This window comes from Enterobacter sichuanensis (assembly GCF_002939185.1).
Lineage (GTDB): Bacteria > Pseudomonadota > Gammaproteobacteria > Enterobacterales > Enterobacteriaceae > Enterobacter > Enterobacter sichuanensis.
In genome coordinates, this window is record NZ_POVL01000006.1 from 26,204 (window position 1) to 42,214 (window position 16,011).

At 57.0% G+C, this 16,011-nt stretch carries 15 protein-coding genes; 11 read left to right on the forward strand and 4 right to left on the reverse strand.

Annotated elements, in window-relative coordinates; genetic code table 11:
* Nucleotides 1-12 precede the first annotated feature (12 nt).
* The 4 genes from C5687_RS04470 to C5687_RS04485 all read left to right on the forward strand — a co-directional run bounded on the left by C5687_RS04470 (nucleotide 13) and on the right by C5687_RS04485 (nucleotide 3,628).
* On the forward strand, nucleotides 13-954 hold the full coding sequence (locus C5687_RS04470; RefSeq protein WP_025757875.1) for an ABC transporter substrate-binding protein: 942 nt from the start codon (nucleotides 13-15) through the stop codon (nucleotides 952-954).
* A gap of 112 nt (nucleotides 955-1,066) precedes the next feature.
* Complete coding sequence (locus C5687_RS04475; RefSeq protein WP_088244025.1) at nucleotides 1,067-1,753, forward strand: D-lyxose/D-mannose isomerase; 687 nt, start codon at nucleotides 1,067-1,069, stop codon at nucleotides 1,751-1,753.
* Between the two features lie 10 nt (nucleotides 1,754-1,763).
* Nucleotides 1,764-2,624 (forward strand): ketose 1,6-bisphosphate aldolase, encoded by an 861-nt coding sequence (locus C5687_RS04480; protein WP_104556495.1) that lies wholly within the window; start codon nucleotides 1,764-1,766, stop codon nucleotides 2,622-2,624.
* Complete coding sequence (locus tag C5687_RS04485) at nucleotides 2,621-3,628, forward strand: carbohydrate kinase family protein (protein ID WP_095452253.1); 1,008 nt, start codon at nucleotides 2,621-2,623, stop codon at nucleotides 3,626-3,628. The genes C5687_RS04480 and C5687_RS04485 overlap by 4 nt, the downstream gene beginning before the upstream one ends.
* Here the strand turns inward: C5687_RS04485 and C5687_RS04490 are convergent.
* Nucleotides 3,625-4,356: a response regulator gene (locus tag C5687_RS04490; protein WP_047957556.1), complete on the reverse strand. Its 732-nt coding sequence runs from the start codon at nucleotides 4,354-4,356 to the stop codon at nucleotides 3,625-3,627. The two genes, C5687_RS04485 and C5687_RS04490, sit on opposite strands and share 4 nt — an antisense overlap.
* A 256-nt stretch (nucleotides 4,357-4,612) precedes the next feature.
* On the opposite strand from C5687_RS04490, the gene fdhF reads away from it, so the two are divergent.
* The 3 genes from fdhF (at nucleotide 4,613) to C5687_RS04505 (ending at nucleotide 8,033) form a co-directional block, all read left to right on the forward strand.
* Complete coding sequence (fdhF, locus tag C5687_RS04495) at nucleotides 4,613-6,760, forward strand: formate dehydrogenase subunit alpha (protein ID WP_082137882.1); 2,148 nt, start codon at nucleotides 4,613-4,615, stop codon at nucleotides 6,758-6,760.
* 324 nt (nucleotides 6,761-7,084) lie between these two features.
* On the forward strand, nucleotides 7,085-7,237 hold the full coding sequence (locus C5687_RS04500; RefSeq protein ID WP_059386360.1) for a Hok/Gef family protein: 153 nt from the start codon (nucleotides 7,085-7,087) through the stop codon (nucleotides 7,235-7,237).
* 121 nt (nucleotides 7,238-7,358) lie between these two features.
* Nucleotides 7,359-8,033, forward strand: coding sequence for a tetratricopeptide repeat protein (locus C5687_RS04505; protein WP_104556496.1), 675 nt, complete (start codon nucleotides 7,359-7,361; stop codon nucleotides 8,031-8,033).
* A 53-nt stretch (nucleotides 8,034-8,086) separates the two neighbouring features.
* On the opposite strand, the gene gltP is transcribed toward C5687_RS04505, so the two are convergent.
* The gene (gltP, locus tag C5687_RS04510) at nucleotides 8,087-9,400 is read right to left on the reverse strand and encodes a glutamate/aspartate:proton symporter GltP (protein ID WP_088244021.1); all 1,314 of its coding nucleotides are present in this window, start codon (nucleotides 9,398-9,400) and stop codon (nucleotides 8,087-8,089) included.
* A 423-nt stretch (nucleotides 9,401-9,823) separates the two neighbouring features.
* On the opposite strand from gltP, the gene acs reads away from it, so the two are divergent.
* From acs to actP, 3 genes are all read left to right on the forward strand, one after another.
* Entirely contained in the window at nucleotides 9,824-11,782 is a 1,959-nt protein-coding gene (gene acs / locus C5687_RS04515) for an acetate--CoA ligase (RefSeq protein ID WP_059386358.1), read from the forward strand.
* 136 nt (nucleotides 11,783-11,918) lie between these two features.
* A complete protein-coding gene (locus C5687_RS04520; RefSeq protein ID WP_025757861.1) occupies nucleotides 11,919-12,233 on the forward strand; it encodes a DUF485 domain-containing protein in 315 nt (104 codons plus the stop codon).
* Nucleotides 12,230-13,879 carry a cation/acetate symporter ActP gene (gene actP, locus C5687_RS04525; RefSeq protein WP_045285546.1) on the forward strand — a complete coding sequence of 550 codons (1,650 nt, stop codon included), beginning with the start codon at nucleotides 12,230-12,232 and terminating at the stop codon, nucleotides 13,877-13,879. The genes C5687_RS04520 and actP overlap by 4 nt, the downstream gene beginning before the upstream one ends.
* 32 nt (nucleotides 13,880-13,911) lie before the next feature.
* Here the strand turns inward: actP and C5687_RS04530 are convergent, their stop codons facing one another.
* Both C5687_RS04530 and C5687_RS04535 read right to left on the reverse strand, forming a co-directional pair.
* Nucleotides 13,912-14,601 (reverse strand): LrgB family protein, encoded by a 690-nt coding sequence (locus C5687_RS04530; protein WP_025757859.1) that lies wholly within the window; start codon nucleotides 14,599-14,601, stop codon nucleotides 13,912-13,914.
* Nucleotides 14,594-15,004, reverse strand: coding sequence for a CidA/LrgA family protein (locus C5687_RS04535; protein ID WP_104556497.1), 411 nt, complete (start codon nucleotides 15,002-15,004; stop codon nucleotides 14,594-14,596). Before C5687_RS04535 ends, C5687_RS04530 begins: the two co-directional genes overlap by 8 nt.
* A gap of 102 nt (nucleotides 15,005-15,106) precedes the next feature.
* Here C5687_RS04535 and C5687_RS04540 point away from each other — a divergent pair, with 102 nt between their 5' ends.
* Entirely contained in the window at nucleotides 15,107-15,994 is an 888-nt protein-coding gene (locus C5687_RS04540) for a LysR family transcriptional regulator (protein ID WP_025757856.1), read from the forward strand.
* Nucleotides 15,995-16,011: the final 17 nt, after the last annotated feature.

The window sequence follows — 16,011 nt, forward strand, 5'->3', positions numbered from 1 at the left end:
GAGGAAGACAAGATGCGTTTGAAACCGTTAGTGACCGCGCTCTGTGCTGGCGCGCTGCTTGCCGCAACGCCGTTTGCGCAGGCGAAAGATCTGAAATCCATCGGCGTGACGGTGGGCGACCTGGCTAACCCGTTCTTCGTGCAGATCACCAAAGGTGCCGAGCTGGAAGCGCGCAAGCTGGCGGGCGATAACGTCAAAGTCACGCTGGTCTCCAGCGGGTACGATCTGGGCCAGCAGGTGGCGCAGATCGACAACTTTATTGCCGCCAAAGTGGACATGATCATCCTTAACGCCGCGGATTCCAAAGGGATCGGCCCGGCGGTGAAACGCGCGAAAGACGCCGGGATCGTGGTCGTTGCGGTTGACGTCGCAGCGGAAGGGGCCGATGCGACGATCACCTCCGATAACACCCAGGCGGGCGAAATGGCCTGTAAGTACATTACTGACCGCCTGAACGGCAAAGGCAACGTAGTGATCATCAACGGGCCACCGGTCTCTGCGGTGCAAAACCGCGTGGAAGGTTGCCAGACAGAGTTCAAAAAGCATCCGGATATCAAGGTGCTCTCGGATAACCAGAACGCCAAAGGCAGTCGCGAAGGCGGCCTGGAAGTCATGACCTCCCTGCTGGCGGCGAATCCGAAGATCGACGGCGTCTTCGCTATTAACGATCCCACCGCGATCGGTGCCGATCTGGCGGCAAAACAGGCGCAGCGTAATGAGTTCTTTATCGTCGGCGTGGATGGATCACCGGACGGTGAAGAAGCCCTGAAGCGGGAAAACTCCCTGTTTGTCGCGACCCCGGCGCAAGATCCGCAGGTGATGGCGGCAAAAGCGGTGGAGATCGGCTATGACATACTACAGGGCAAACCTGCGCCGAAAGCGCCTGTGCTGATCCCGGTGACGATGATCGATAAAAAGAACGTCGGCTCGTATAAGGGATGGACGGTTAAATAACCCCCTCACCCTGCCCTCTCCCCAAAGGGGGGAGGGTATTACGTTCTCTCTCCCCTCTGGGGAGAGGGTTAGGGTGAGGGGAAAAGTTTTGCACATCACTCAAGGAGTCCCCATGAAACGCTCCGACATCAATGAAATCCTCGGCCACACGCGGCAGTTCTTCTCCATGCACGACGTCCACCTCCCGCCGTTTGCCAGCTTTCCGCCCACGAAATGGCAACAACTCGATCGGGCCGCCTGGCGGGAAGTGTTCGACCTTAAGCTCGGCTGGGACGTGACGGCGTTCGGTGGCAACAACTTTGCCGCACAGGGGCTCACGCTGTTTACCCTGCGCAACGGCTCACCGAACGGCATGCCCTATGAAAAAAGCTATGCGGAAAAAATCATGCACGTGCGCGACGGCCAGGTCACGCCGATGCACTTTCACTGGCGTAAACGCGAAGACATCATCAACCGGGGCGGCGGCAATCTGATCGTGGAATTGTGGAACGCCGGCGCGCATGAAGAGACGGAAAACACCGACGTGACGGTCACCGTCGACGGTTGCCGCCAGACCCACGCGCCCGGCAGCCAGTTGCGCCTCACCCCAGGGGAGAGCATCTGCCTGACACCCGGTCTTTACCACAGTTTCTGGGGCGAGCGCGGCTTTGGCGACGTGCTGGTCGGGGAAGTGTCATCGGTCAATGACGATGAACACGACAACCACTTTTTACAGCCCGTTGCCCGCTATAACAATATTGAAGAAGACGAACCGGCGGTGCTGGTGCTGTGCAACGAGTACAACCTGTTTCGGATATAAGGGGTAAATGATGCCACTGATTTCGCTTGCCGACGGTCTTGCCCACGCCAGACAGCACCACTATGCGCTGGGCGCGTTTAACGTGCTCGACTCCCATTTTCTGCGCGCGCTGTTCGCCGCCGCAAAGCAGGAACGCTCGCCTTTTATCATCAACATCGCCGAAGTGCACTTTAAGTACGTCTCGCTGGATTCGCTTGTCGAAGCGGTTAAGTTCGAGGCCGCTCGCCATGATATTCCCGTGGTGCTCAACCTCGACCACGGCCTGCATTTTGACGCCGTCGTGCGCGCCCTGCGCTTAGGGTTCAGCTCCGTGATGTTCGATGGCTCAACGCTGAGCTACGAGGAAAACATCCGCCAGACGCGGGAAGTGGTGAAAATGTGCCATGCGGTGGGCGTCTCGGTGGAGGCTGAGCTTGGCGCAGTCGGTGGCGATGAAGGCGGCGCGCTTTACGGGCATGCGGATGAAGCCTGTTTTACCGACCCACTGCGGGCGCGGGAATTTGTCGATTCAACCGGCATTGACGCACTGGCGGTCGCTATTGGCAACGCGCACGGCAAATACAGGGGCGAGCCGAAACTCGATTTCCCGCGCCTGGACGCCATTCGCCAGCAGACGGGGCTGCCGCTGGTGCTGCACGGCGGCTCCGGCATTAGCGATGCCGATTTTCGTCGCGCCATCGAGTTGGGTATTCATAAAATCAATTTTTACACCGGCATGTCGCAGGCCGCGCTCGCCGCCGTGGCTCAGCGCATGGCCAACCGTCAGCCGCTGTACGATGAGTTTGCCGAGCTGCTGCTGAGTATAGAAGAGGCGATTACCGATACGGTCGCCGAACAGATGCGCATCTTCGGCAGCGCGGGGCAGGCATAATGGAACGTAAGGGCATCATCGCCGCAGGCAATATGCTGGTGGACCACGTCCACCAGATCGTGCAGTGGCCGGAGCGCGGCTGGCTGGCGGAAATCACCCACAGCGAACGTTCCACCGGCGGTGCGCCGCTGAACGTCCTGCTGACGCTGGCAAAAATGCACGTTGGCCTGCCGCTGCAGGCGGTGGGCCTGATTGGCGAAGACAGCGACGGAGACTACATTCTGGCGATGCTCGACCAGTATCACGTCAACCGCCAGCGCGTGCAGCGCACCACCTTTGCCCCGACCTCCATGTCGCAGGTGATGACCGATCCCAGCGGACAACGCACCTTTTTCCACTCCCCGGGAGCCAACCGCCTGCTGGATCTGCCTGCCTTCGACCGTCTTGACGGAACGATGAAAATTTTCCATCTCGGCTATCTTTTGCTTCTCGACAGCCTGGATATGCCGGATGACGAATTTGGCACCCGCAGCGCGCGGCTGCTGGCGCAAATGCGCGACCAGGGGTATGAAACCTCGCTTGACCTGGTCTCCCGCAAGGGCGACCCGCGCTATCAGCCGCTGGTGCTCCCTGCCCTGCGCCATCTGGATTATCTGGTGATTAACGAACTGGAAGCCGGCGAGTTTAGCGGCCTGACAATGCGTGACGAAAACGACGCCCCGCATATTGCCCATATCGCCGAAGCCGCCGCGCAGCTGCTGGCAGCGGGCGTTCGCCAGCGGGTGGTCATCCACTGCCCGGAAGGCGCATGGGGAGAAACGCCGGGTGAAAAAGGACGCTGGATCCCCTCCTGGATGCTGGAACAGGAAGAAATCATCGGCAGCGTCGGCGCGGGCGATGCCTTTTGCGCGGGCTTTTTATATGGCTGCCATGAATCGCTGCCGCTGACGGAGAGTATTTATCTGGCGCATGCCTGCGCGCGGGCCAGCCTGCTGGCCGCGAACGCCATTGACGGTGCGAAAACGCTGGCCGAGCTGCAGCTGTTTATCAAAGAGCATCGTTAGGCTGCTTTCTCGCTATGGGACACATCGCTGGCAAACACGTAACCCAACCCACGAATGGTTTTGATCAGGGCGGGCTGGTGCGGGTTAACCTCGATCTTCCGGCGCAGGCGCATGATCAACACGTCTATCGTGCGGTCGAACACGTCAGCACTTTCGCTGTGGGTCAGCTCAAGCAGTCGATCGCGGCTCAGCACCCGACGGGCATTTTGCGTAAGGGCCAGCAGCAGGCCGTACTCGCCCTGGGTTAAGGGCACGGTATTACGCTGCGGATCGCTGAGCTCACAGCGGGTGGTGTCGAGGGTCCAGCCATTAAAGGTAATCCCCGCGACGGGCGCCGCGGGGGGTTCTGCCGCCAGCACGCCCGTACGGCGCAGCACCGCTTTCACCCGGGCGACCACCACACGCGGGTTAAACGGTTTGCCAATATAATCATCGGCCCCCATCTCCAGCCCCACCACCACATCTGACTCACTGCCCAGCCCGGTTAACATCACAACCGGCAGCGCCGGACGCTGCTTTTGCAGCTGCAGCAGAACCTGGAGGCCGTTGATATCCGGCAACATCATGTCCAGCAGGACAAGCGCGATATTCGGCTCCTGCTGCACCTGGCGCAGTGCATCCTGGCCGTTATGGCAGACCAGCACGCTAAAGACGTGTTCGCTGAGCACATCCTGAAGCAGTTCACAGACTGCCGTATCGTCATCAACCACCAGAATCGCCGGTTTCATCGTATGCTTCCGTCAGGGGATTATGTTAAGTCTGAACTATTCTGCCGTCGGCTCCAGTCAAATGGTTTTTTCAGTGACGGAAATTCAACCCATGTCACATCCGCTGCTCTGTCGACACGTCAATTTTGACGATTCGCTGTTTCTGGTCAGCGTTTTCGTCGCCAGCAGGCCGTAAAGTCTGGGTATACCCACAATAAAAACATGGCATAGAAGCTGCATAGTGGGTGCGAATGATTCGATTAACTGGAGCAGACTGATGAAAAAAGTCGTCACGGTTTGCCCTTATTGTGCCTCAGGTTGCAAGATCCACCTGGTGGTCGATAACGGCAAAATCGTCCGGGCGGAGGCCGCACAGGGGAAAACCAACCAGGGCACGCTCTGCCTGAAAGGTTACTACGGCTGGGATTTTATTAACGATACCCAAATCCTCACCCCGCGCCTGAAAACCCCCATGATCCGCCGCGAGCGCGGTGGCAAGCTGGAAGCCGTCTCGTGGAATGAGGCGCTGGACTACGTTGCCACCCGCCTGAGCGCCATCAAGGCCAAGTATGGTCCGGATGCGATTCAGACCACCGGATCCTCACGCGGAACGGGGAATGAAACTAACTATGTGATGCAAAAATTCGCGCGCGCCGTTATTGGTACCAATAACGTCGACTGCTGCGCTCGCGTCTGACACGGCCCATCGGTTGCAGGTCTGCACCAGTCGGTCGGTAACGGCGCAATGAGTAACGCGATCAATGAGATAGATAACACCGATCTGGTGTTTATTTTCGGCTATAACCCGGCGGATTCTCACCCTATCGTCGCGAACCACGTTATCCGCGCGAAACAGAATGGGGCGAAAATCATCGTCTGCGATCCGCGCAAAATTGAAACCGCGCGCATTGCGGATATGCACATTGCGTTGAAAAACGGCTCGAACATCGCGCTGTTGAACGCCATGGGGCACGTCATTATTGAGGAGAATCTGTACGACCAGGCGTTTGTTGCGACCCGTACAGAAGGCTTTGAAGAGTATCGGAAAATTGTCGAAGGCTATACGCCAGAATCGGTCGAAGCGATAACCGGCGTCAGCGCGCAAGAAATCCGCCAGGCGGCAAGAATGTATGCCGGGGCGAAAACCGCCGCCATTCTGTGGGGTATGGGCGTGACCCAGTTCTACCAGGGTGTGGAAACCGTGCGTTCCCTGACCAGCCTCGCCATGCTCACTGGCAATCTTGGCAAAGCGCATGTTGGCGTGAACCCGGTACGTGGACAGAATAACGTCCAGGGCGCCTGCGATATGGGGGCGCTGCCGGATACCTATCCGGGCTATCAGTACGTGAAATTCCCGGAAAACCGCGCCAAATTCGCGAAGGCCTGGGGCGTGGAAAGTTTGCCTGAGCACACCGGATACCGCATCAGCGAGCTGCCGCACCGGGCGGCGCATGGCGAAGTGCGTGCGGCCTATATCATGGGTGAAGATCCTCTCCAGACCGATGCCGAGCTCTCTGCGGTACGCAAAGGGTTTGAGGATCTGGAGTTGGTGATTGTCCAGGATATCTTTATGACCAAAACCGCGGCGGCGGCGGATGTGATTTTACCGTCAACCTCCTGGGGCGAGCATGAAGGTGTCTACACGGCGGCAGACCGCGGATTCCAGCGCTTCTTTAAAGCGGTCGAACCGAAGTGGGATCTGAAAACGGACTGGCAGATTATCAGCGAAATCGCCACCCGCATGGGTTACCCGATGCACTACAACAACACCCAGGAGATCTGGGACGAGTTGCGTCATCTCTGCCCGGATTTCACCGGCGCGACCTATGAAAAAATGGGTGAGCTGGGGTACATCCAGTGGCCATGCCGCGATGAGTCAGCCTCCGACCAGGGGACGTCGTATCTCTTTAAAGAGAAATTCGACACCCCGAACGGGCTGGCGCAGTTCTTCACCTGCGACTGGGTCGCACCGATCGATAAACTCACCGATGAGTATCCGATGGTGCTCTCCACCGTGCGTGAAGTGGGCCACTACTCCTGCCGTTCGATGACCGGCAACTGCGCCGCGCTGGCGGCGCTGGCGGATGAGCCGGGTTATGCGCAAATCAACACCGCCGACGCGGAACGCCTTGGTATCGAGGACGACGCGCTGGTGTGGGTGAACTCGCGCAAAGGGCGAATCATCACCCGGGCACAGGTTAGCGACCGACCCAACAAAGGGGCGGTTTACATGACCTACCAGTGGTGGATTGGTGCCTGTAACGAGCTGGTGACGGAAAACCTCAGCCCGATAACCAAAACGCCGGAGTATAAATACTGCGCCGTTCGCGTGGAGCCGATTGCGGATCAACACGCGGCTGAACAGTATGTGATTGACGAATATAACAAGCTGAAAGCCCGACTACGCGAAAGCGCAATGGGTTGAAGCCGTTAATTGAACGTTGAATAAAGGGAGTGAAATATTCGCTCCCTTTTTATTTCCGCTTAACTCATTAAAAATATCGATTATTATTCTGGAAAGTAGCTCGCAGAAATAATGTAATTTACGCCGAATAGAATTACATCTTTGCATTTTAATTCAGGGAGATAAGATGTACGACGGGTGCTTAAGATTTTCTGTCTTGAGCATTAGTGAGGGACGGAAAGTAGAAAGCCCCGGGAAATTTTCATTTACCCGAGGCTACTCTCCCTCAACTACCAACAAGTTGAGAGTAGCCTCTTATTCTTTTTTTGACAAGGAGTAAAAGGCATGACGCCATTAAAAACTGCGTTAGGCATCGTCTTTATTGTTTGCCTGACGATAGTGATCTTTACCTTTATTACTCGCGGTAAGCTCTGCGAGTTTTCAATAAAGAGTGAGCATCAGGAGGTGGCGGCAAAATTAGCCTGCAACGCAGGCTAACCTCTACGGGCGGAACAACGGTTCCGCCCGGCTTGTAGGATGCTGAGGTCTTAATGCACCCATTCTTTTCTTTTGCGCCCGCGATTATACTGCGCGGCGTGTACCCAGATGATAAGCATCCATGAAACCCATTTTTCTGTTGTTAGTGTTTTTAACGTCCTTCGCCCGCGCGGATGAGATAGGCAGCCAGTACCAGAAACAGGCAGAAGCCGGCGATGCCCGCGCCCAGTATTATCTTGCCGATACGTACTTCAGCTCCGGCGACAGCAAGCAGGCTGCGCTGTGGGCCGAGAAAGCCGCGAAAGGCGGCGATGTCGACGCCATGGGGTTGCTCTCGCAAATCCTCTTTACGCAGGGTAATTACGCGCAGGCCAAAGCCCTGGCCCAACAGGCGAACATTGCTGGCAGCAAACGCGGCGCGATCATGCTGGCGCGCATTCTGGTGAATACTCAGGCAGGTAAAACGGACTATCCCCAGGCCATCAAACTGCTGCAGACGGCCACCGAAGATATCGACAACGACTCGGCGGTCGATGCGCAACTGCTGCTGGGGCTAATTTATGCCAACGGCGTAGAGGTGGCACAGGATGACGTGAAGGCCGCCTCGTGGTTCAAGCGGAGTTCAGCCCTTTCGCGTACGGGCTACGCCGAGTACTGGGCAGGGATGTTGTTCAGACAGGGGGAGAAAGGCTTTATCACACCCAATAAACAGAAAGCACTGTACTGGTTGAACCTGAGCTGTACTGAAGGGTTTGATACGGGGTGCGAAGAGTTTGATGCGTTGAGCGGGGAGTAAAATCCCCTCACCCTAACCCTCTCCCCAAAGGGGAGAGGGAAGAATACGTTACATCACTGGTCAGCCGTCTTATCAAAACGACCCAGCACCTCGCGTTCATACGCCAGCGCTTTTTTACGATCGAATTTGTGTTCCCACTTGGCGATCACCAGCACCGCCAGCGCATTACCCACCACGTTCAGCGCCGTACGCGCCATGTCGAGGATACGGTCCACACCGGCGATAAACGCCAGACCTTCCAGCGGAATGCCGACGCTGCCCAGCGTCGCCAGCAGCACCACGAAGGAGACGCCCGGCACGCCCGCGATACCTTTTGAGGTGACCATCAGCGTCAGCACCAGCACGATCTCCTGCCACAGCGACAGGTCAATGCCGTACAGCTGCGCAATAAAGATAGCGGCGATACTCTGGTACAGCGTCGAACCGTCCAGATTAAACGAGTAACCGGTAGGCACCACGAAGCTGGTAATCGAGGCCGGCGCACCATAGGCCTCCATCTTCTCAATAATGCGCGGCAGCACGCTCTCTGAGCTTGCCGTGGAGTAGGCCAGAATCAGCTCATCTTTGAGGATACGGATCAGGATCCAGATGCTCAGCCCGCACAGACGCGCCACAATCCCCAGCACCACCAGCGCAAAGAACAGGATGGCGAAATGCACCAGGATCACCAGCTTCGCCAGCGGCCACAGGGAGGCAAAACCGAAGTTCGCCACGGTGACGGCAATAAGCGCAAACACCCCGACCGGCGCGTAACGCATCACCATGTGGGTCACTTTAAACATGGTTTCGGAGATAGAGCGGAACACCGTTACCAGCGGTTCACGGTGCGTCGCCGGCAGCGAGGAGAGTCCCAGACCAAACAGCACGGAGAAGAAGATGATAGGCAACATCTCGCCCTTCGCCATCGACGCCACAATATTGGTCGGCACCAGCGACAGGATCGTCCCCATCAGGCCGTGCGCATGGCTTTGCACGTCAGCGGTTGTGCTTTGGTATTTCGAAATATCCACCGTTGCCAGTTGCGACATATCGATCCCGGAACCTGGCTGGAACACGTTCGCCATGGTGATACCGAGAACGATCGCGACCGTAGTGATCACTTCGAAATAGATAATGGTTTTCGCCCCGATGCGGCCTAACTGTTTTGCATCGCCAACGCCCGCAATACCGACCACCAGCGTCGAGATCACAATCGGTACCACAATCATCTTGATCAGATGAATAAAGATATCCCCTGCCGGAGAGAGCAGGTTGGCAATCAGCCATTCGCGGCTGTCGCTGTGATAGTGGAGGTAACTGCCCAGTAAGATGCCCAGCACAAGGGCTAGCAAGATCTGCCAGGCCAGGCTGACTTTAACGTTTTTCATAGAAACTGACTTCCTCAATGAAGCTCCTCAGTCACGCAATGTGAATGAATACGGAGACATACTGAAAGGGTATGCATTGTGTTGCGTTGGTTTATGGGATTTTTTAACGCGGCGTATGAGTATCATTTGCGCGGCCTGTTGCGCAAGCCTTAAAGAACGACGCATTTCACTCATAAAAGCGACGATGACGGGGGTTTGTTCTAATTCTGATAAATAACCGTTTGTTATAAAAACGATTTTTTAAACATAAATGTGAATAATCGTCAGCATAAATTATTTTCCTTCAAACTTTCATTCGCTCATTTTTCAACCTGTTCAAACAATGCGTGATCTGCAGCCCAAATAATAAACAAAGCTTGTAAAGCCCCTACAATTAACGTTTTTGCGACATATTATTAACATCTTACAAGGAGAAAAAAAGCCATGAGCCAAATACACAAACATGACATTCCCGCAAACATTGCGGACCGTTGCCTGATCAACCCGGAGCAGTACCACGAGAAATATCAGCAATCTATCACTGCCCCGGACGCTTTCTGGGGTGAGCAGGGCCATATCCTGGACTGGATCAAACCCTATCAGAAGGTGAAGAACACCTCCTTTGCACCCGGCAATGTCTCCATTAAATGGTATGAAGATGGCACGCTGAACCTGGCGGCGAACTGCCTTGACCGCCACCTTGCCGAGCGCGGGAATGAGACGGCCATTATCTGGGAAGGCGATGATGCCTCGCAGAGCAAACACATTACCTATAAAGAACTGCACCGCGACGTGTGCCGCTTCGCCAACGTCCTGCTGGAAAGAGGCATTAAAAAAGGCGATGTGGTCGCGATCTATATGCCAATGGTGCCGGAAGCGGCGGTGGCCATGCTGGCCTGCGCCCGTATCGGCGCGATTCATTCCGTTATTTTCGGTGGCTTCTCGCCAGAAGCGGTTGCCGGCCGTATTGTCGATTCCAGTTCAAAACTGGTGATCACCGCCGATGAAGGCGTGCGTGCAGGGCGCGGTATCCCGCTGAAGAAAAACGTCGACGAAGCGCTGAAAAACCCGAACGTTAAAACGGTGAGTAACGTTATTGTCCTGAAGCGCACCGGCGGCAAAATCGACTGGAACGAGGGGCGTGACCTGTGGTGGAGCGATCTGATTGAGAACGCCAGTGACCAGCATCAGCCGGAAGAGATGAATGCGGAAGATCCGCTCTTCATTCTGTACACCTCAGGCTCAACCGGCAAACCGAAAGGGGTGTTGCACACCACTGGCGGCTATCTGGTCTATGCAGCCACCACTTTCAAATACGTCTTCGACTACCATCCTGGCGACATCTACTGGTGTACCGCCGACGTGGGCTGGGTGACGGGACACAGTTACCTGCTGTATGGCCCTTTGGCCTGTGGCGCAACCACGCTGATGTTTGAAGGCGTGCCAAACTGGCCGACCCCGGCGCGGATGTGTCAGGTCGTCGACAAACATCAGGTCAACATCCTCTACACCGCCCCAACGGCGATCCGCGCCTTAATGGCGGAAGGGGATAAAGCCATTGAAGGCACAGACCGTTCTTCATTGCGCATTCTCGGGTCCGTCGGCGAGCCTATCAATCCGGAAGCCTGGGAGTGGTACTGGAAAAAAATCGGTAACGAGAAATGCCCGGTGATGGACACCTGGTGGCAGACCGAAACCGGCGGCTTTATGATCACCCCGATGCCGGGCGCCACACAGCTGAAAGCCGGATCCGCCACCCGTCCGTTCTTCGGCGTGCAGCCTGCGCTGGTGGATAACGAAGGTCATCCGCTGGAAGGGGCCACCGAAGGCAACCTGGTGATCGTCGACTCCTGGCCGGGCCAGGCGCGTACCCTTTTCGGCGACCACGATCGCTTCGAGCAGACCTACTTCTCAACCTTTAAAAATATGTACTTCAGTGGCGACGGCGCGCGTCGTGACGAAGATGGCTATTACTGGATCACCGGACGCGTGGACGACGTACTGAACGTCTCCGGCCACCGTCTTGGCACCGCGGAGATTGAATCTGCCCTGGTCTCACATCCGAAAATTGCCGAGGCGGCCGTGGTGGGTATTCCGCACAACATCAAAGGCCAGGCAATTTACGCATACGTCACCCTGAACCACGGGGAAGAACCGTCGCCAGAGCTGTATACCGAGGTGCGCAACTGGGTCCGTAAAGAGATTGGCCCGCTTGCCACGCCGGACGTGCTGCACTGGACCGATTCGCTGCCGAAAACCCGCTCCGGAAAAATCATGCGTCGTATTTTGCGCAAAATCGCGGCGGGAGATACCAGCAATCTCGGTGATACCTCAACGCTCGCGGATCCTGGCGTGGTGGAAAAACTGCTCGAAGAGAAGCAGGCCATCGCAATGCCATCATAATGTTTTCTCCCTCTCCCTGCGGGAGAGGGCCGGGGTGAGGGCATCAGACCGCACCTTCCCCCCCTCACCCTAACCCTCTCCCCACAGGGGAGAGGGAACTAAAAACAAACCCACCTTACCTCTGGAGAACTCTGTGATGAATAACGATATTTGTCAGCAGATAGAGAATAGTGCGCACTACAGGGAGCTCGTCGATAAGCGGCAACGGTTTGCCTTCATTCTTTCCATCATCATGCTGATTATCTACGTCGGCTTTATTCTGCTGATCGCCTTTGCGCCGCACTGGCTGGGTACCCCGCTGCACGAGGGCACCAGCGTGACGCGCGGTATTCCCATCGGGATTGGCGTGATTGTGGTTTCATTTGTGCTGACCGGCGTCTACGTCTGGCGCGCGAACGGTGAATTCGATCGTCTTAATAAAGCGGTACTGCAAGAGGTAAAAGCATCATGAAGCGCGTCCTGACGGCGCTAGCCGCCACACTTCCCTTTGCCGCCCACGCGGCAGATGCCATTACCGGCGAGGTACAGCGCCAGCCAACCAACTGGCAGGCGATTGTGATGTTCCTGATTTTCGTCGTGCTGACGCTGTATATCACATACTGGGCGTCGAAACGCGTGCGCTCCCGTAACGATTACTACACCGCAGGCGGCAACATTACCGGTTTCCAGAACGGACTGGCGATTGCGGGAGACTTTATGTCCGCGGCCTCGTTCCTCGGGATTTCTGCGCTGGTGTACACCTCCGGCTATGACGGCCTGATCTACTCCCTCGGCTTCCTCGTCGGCTGGCCGATCATTCTGTTCCTGATCGCCGAACGCTTGCGCAACCTGGGCCGCTATACCTTCGCAGACGTGGCCTCATACCGTCTGAAGCAGGGGCCGATTCGCTCCCTCTCCGCCTGCGGTTCGCTGGTGGTGGTGGCGCTGTACCTGATTGCGCAGATGGTCGGCGCGGGTAAACTGATTGAACTGCTGTTCGGCCTGAACTACCACGTCGCGGTTGTGCTGGTTGGCGTCCTGATGGTGATGTACGTCCTGTTCGGCGGCATGCTGGCGACCACCTGGGTGCAGATTATCAAAGCGGTTCTGCTGCTGTTCGGCGCCAGCTTTATGGCCTTTATGGTGATGAAGCACGTCGGGTTCAGCTTCAATAACCTGTTTACCGAAGCGATGGCGGTCCACCCGAAAGGGGAAGCCATCATGAGTCCGGGCGGGCTGGTGAAAGACCCGATTTCTGCCCTGTCCCTCGGTCTGGGCCTGATGTTCGGTACCGCTGGCCTTCCTCACATCCTGATGCGCTTCTTCACCGTGAGCGATGCGCGAGAAGCGCGTAAGAGCGTCTTCTACGCCACCGGTTTCATGGGTTACTTCTATATCCTGACCTTTATCATCGGCTTTGGCGCCATCATGCTGGTGGGGGCGAATCCGGCGTTTAAAGACGCGGCGGGTGCGCTGATTGGCGGGAACAACATGGCAGCGGTGCACCTGGCTGATGCGGTGGGTGGCAACCTGTTCCTCGGCTTTATCTCGGCCGTGGCTTTCGCCACCATTCTTGCGGTGGTGGCAGGTTTAACCCTCGCAGGCGCGTCTGCGGTGTCGCACGACCTCTACGCCAACGTCTTCCGTAAAGGGGCAAGCGAACGTGATGAGCTGAAAGTCTCTAAAATCACCGTGCTGGTGCTGGGCGTAGTCGCCATTCTGCTGGGCATTCTGTTCGAGAAGCAGAACATCGCCTTTATGGTGGGACTGGCCTTCTCCATTGCCGCAAGCTGTAATTTCCCAATCATTCTGCTCTCCATGTACTGGTCAAAACTGACCACCCGTGGGGCGATGATTGGCGGCTGGCTGGGGCTGTTGACGGCAGTGATCCTGATGATTCTGGGTCCGACCATCTGGGTGCAAATCCTCGGTCACGCCAGCGCCATCTTCCCGTACGAATACCCGGCGCTGTTCTCGATCGCCGTGGCGTTCATCGGTATCTGGTTCTTCTCGGCCACCGACAACTCGCCGGAGGGTAACCTGGAGCGAGAGAAATTCCGCGCCCAGTTTATCCGTTCACAAACTGGTCTCGGCGTTGAGCAGGGCCGCGCGCACTAAGCCTTTCTCCCCGGTCGTTCTGGCCGGGGAGCTTAAAACATCACCCACGCCACCAGCGGCGCAATCAGCACCATCACCACGCCTGAAAGCATCATCACCAGGCTTGCCACTACGCCCTCCTGCTGACCCAGTTCATACGAGCGTGCCGTGCCCGCGCCGTGCGACGCCGCGCCAAACCCTGCGCCTTTGGCCATCCCTTCCCGAATAGAAAGCCGCAGAAAGAGCATATCGCCGACCGCCATCCCAAAAACGCCCGTTACCACCACGAACAGCGCCACCAGATCCGGCTGCCCGCCGAGCGGTTTCGCGGCCGCCAGCGCAAACGGCGTGGTCACCGAGCGCACGGCCAGGCTGCGCTGAATTTCATCGGGCAGCGTAAACAGCCGCGCCAGCCAGACGGAACTACAGACCGCCACCACCGTGGCGGTGAGCACGCCGGCGCTGAGCGACATCCAGTGGCGTTTGATGATCGCCAGGTTGTCGTAAACGGGAACGGCAAAGGCGATGGTCGCCGGGCCAAGCAGCCACAGCAGCCAGTGGGATTCACCAATGTAGTCCTGCCAGGAGATATGACCAAAAACCAGCATCAGCACCAGCAGGATCGGTGTGAAGACCAGCGGCATCAGCGGCAGAGCATGAAAACGGCGATACAGCCGCTTGTTGGCGAAGTAGATCCCCAGCGTGGCAATCAGGCACAGGACGCTTATCTGAAAGTTAGTCATGTTTGCGCCTGCGGATTTCAAAGCGATAGACTTTATCCACCACCCAGGCGGTCGCCCCCAGCACCATCAACGTACTCAGTGCGATGACCGCGAAGATGCGCCAGCCGTCCACCATCAGCAGTTGGGCATAGTTCACCACCGCCACCACGGCAGGGACAAAAAACAGCAGCATCTCTGCTAACAGCCAGCGCGCGCCGGCGCGTACCCAGTTAAGGGGGATCACGCGACAGAGGATAAGCGTCAGCATCAGCAGCATCCCCACCAGGTTGGCAGGCAGCGGCAGATGGAGCCAGCCGACAAGATATTCGGCGAAAACAAACAGTCCCGCGTAGAGCAGTACCTGAACCGGTACCTGGAGTCGTTGTACAACGGCAGGCGTAACACGGCTTAACGCCACGGCCATGGGGGTTTTCCTCAAAAATGAGACGAGGCGCCAGTATAGTGAGCGCACGGTGTGGACTGAAATGAATTAAAATCATCACAGGTATAGTTTCGAGGAATAATCATGGACATAAGAACGCTGCGCTATTTTGTCGAAGTGGTTCGCCAGCAAAGTTTTACCCGCGCAGCGGAGAAGTTGTTTGTTACCCAGCCCACCATCAGCAAGATGCTGAAAAACCTCGAAGATGAACTGAACTGTACCCTGCTGATCCGCGACGGGCGCAAGCTGTTGCTGACCGACACCGGACGCGTGGTGTTCGAACGCGGGCTGGCGATTCTGGCGGAGTTCCGCCAGCTGGAAGCGGAGCTGGATGATATAAACCACCTGACGAAAGGGGTGCTGCGCCTCGGCATTCCACCGATGGTGGGAATGATGATGGCCGGGCCGATTAGCCTGTTTCGCCAGCGTTACCCCGGCGTTGAGCTGAAGATTTCGGAGTTTGGTGGGTTAACCGTACAGCAGGCCGTCACCAACGGTGAGCTCGATGTGGCAATGACCGCCCTCCCCGTTGAGGAAGAGAGCGGTCTGGCGACGCTTCCGCTCTTTAGCCACCCGCTGTGCGTGCTGGTTCCCCGCTCCGGCGACTGGCTGAAGAGAGACTCGGTGAAGCCTGAATTGCTCGGTGAGCACCCTCTGTTGATCTACAACGAAGACTTCGCCTTAAGCCGCCAGCTGATGACGCTGTTTCAACACCATAACGTTAAGCCGCGCATTGCAGTGCGCAGCGGTCAGTGGGATTTCCTGGCGGCGATGGTGCAGGCAGGCGTAGGCATTGCCATCCTGCCGCAGCCGATATGCGAACGTCTGGATAAAAACACGCTGCGCTGGATCCCTCTGGAGAGCGACCTGCACTGGCAACTGGGGATGATCTGGCGTGAAGGGGTCTATTTGTCCCAGAGTGCGCAGGCGTGGTTGCAGTGTTGTGAGGGGTTTTGGGTGCGGTCTGAATAGTGCCCTTCTCCCTCTCC

What these genes read in the sequence shown, in the direction of transcription:
- C5687_RS04470 (WP_025757875.1), top strand. Translation starts at nt 13, where the DNA reads ATGCGTTTGAAACCGTTAGTGACCGCGCTCTGTGCTGGCGCGCTGCTT.
- C5687_RS04475 (WP_088244025.1), top strand. Translation starts at nt 1,067, where the DNA reads ATGAAACGCTCCGACATCAATGAAATCCTCGGCCACACGCGGCAGTTC.
- C5687_RS04480 (WP_104556495.1), top strand. Translation starts at nt 1,764, where the DNA reads ATGCCACTGATTTCGCTTGCCGACGGTCTTGCCCACGCCAGACAGCAC.
- C5687_RS04490 (WP_047957556.1), bottom strand. Translation starts at nt 4,356, where the DNA reads ATGAAACCGGCGATTCTGGTGGTTGATGACGATACGGCAGTCTGTGAA.
- C5687_RS04500 (WP_059386360.1), top strand. Translation starts at nt 7,085, where the DNA reads ATGACGCCATTAAAAACTGCGTTAGGCATCGTCTTTATTGTTTGCCTG.
- C5687_RS04505 (WP_104556496.1), top strand. Translation starts at nt 7,359, where the DNA reads ATGAAACCCATTTTTCTGTTGTTAGTGTTTTTAACGTCCTTCGCCCGC.
- gltP (WP_088244021.1), bottom strand. Translation starts at nt 9,400, where the DNA reads ATGAAAAACGTTAAAGTCAGCCTGGCCTGGCAGATCTTGCTAGCCCTT.
- acs (WP_059386358.1), top strand. Translation starts at nt 9,824, where the DNA reads ATGAGCCAAATACACAAACATGACATTCCCGCAAACATTGCGGACCGT.
- C5687_RS04520 (WP_025757861.1), top strand. Translation starts at nt 11,919, where the DNA reads ATGAATAACGATATTTGTCAGCAGATAGAGAATAGTGCGCACTACAGG.
- actP (WP_045285546.1), top strand. Translation starts at nt 12,230, where the DNA reads ATGAAGCGCGTCCTGACGGCGCTAGCCGCCACACTTCCCTTTGCCGCC.
- C5687_RS04530 (WP_025757859.1), bottom strand. Translation starts at nt 14,601, where the DNA reads ATGACTAACTTTCAGATAAGCGTCCTGTGCCTGATTGCCACGCTGGGG.
- C5687_RS04535 (WP_104556497.1), bottom strand. Translation starts at nt 15,004, where the DNA reads ATGGCCGTGGCGTTAAGCCGTGTTACGCCTGCCGTTGTACAACGACTC.
- C5687_RS04540 (WP_025757856.1), top strand. Translation starts at nt 15,107, where the DNA reads ATGGACATAAGAACGCTGCGCTATTTTGTCGAAGTGGTTCGCCAGCAA.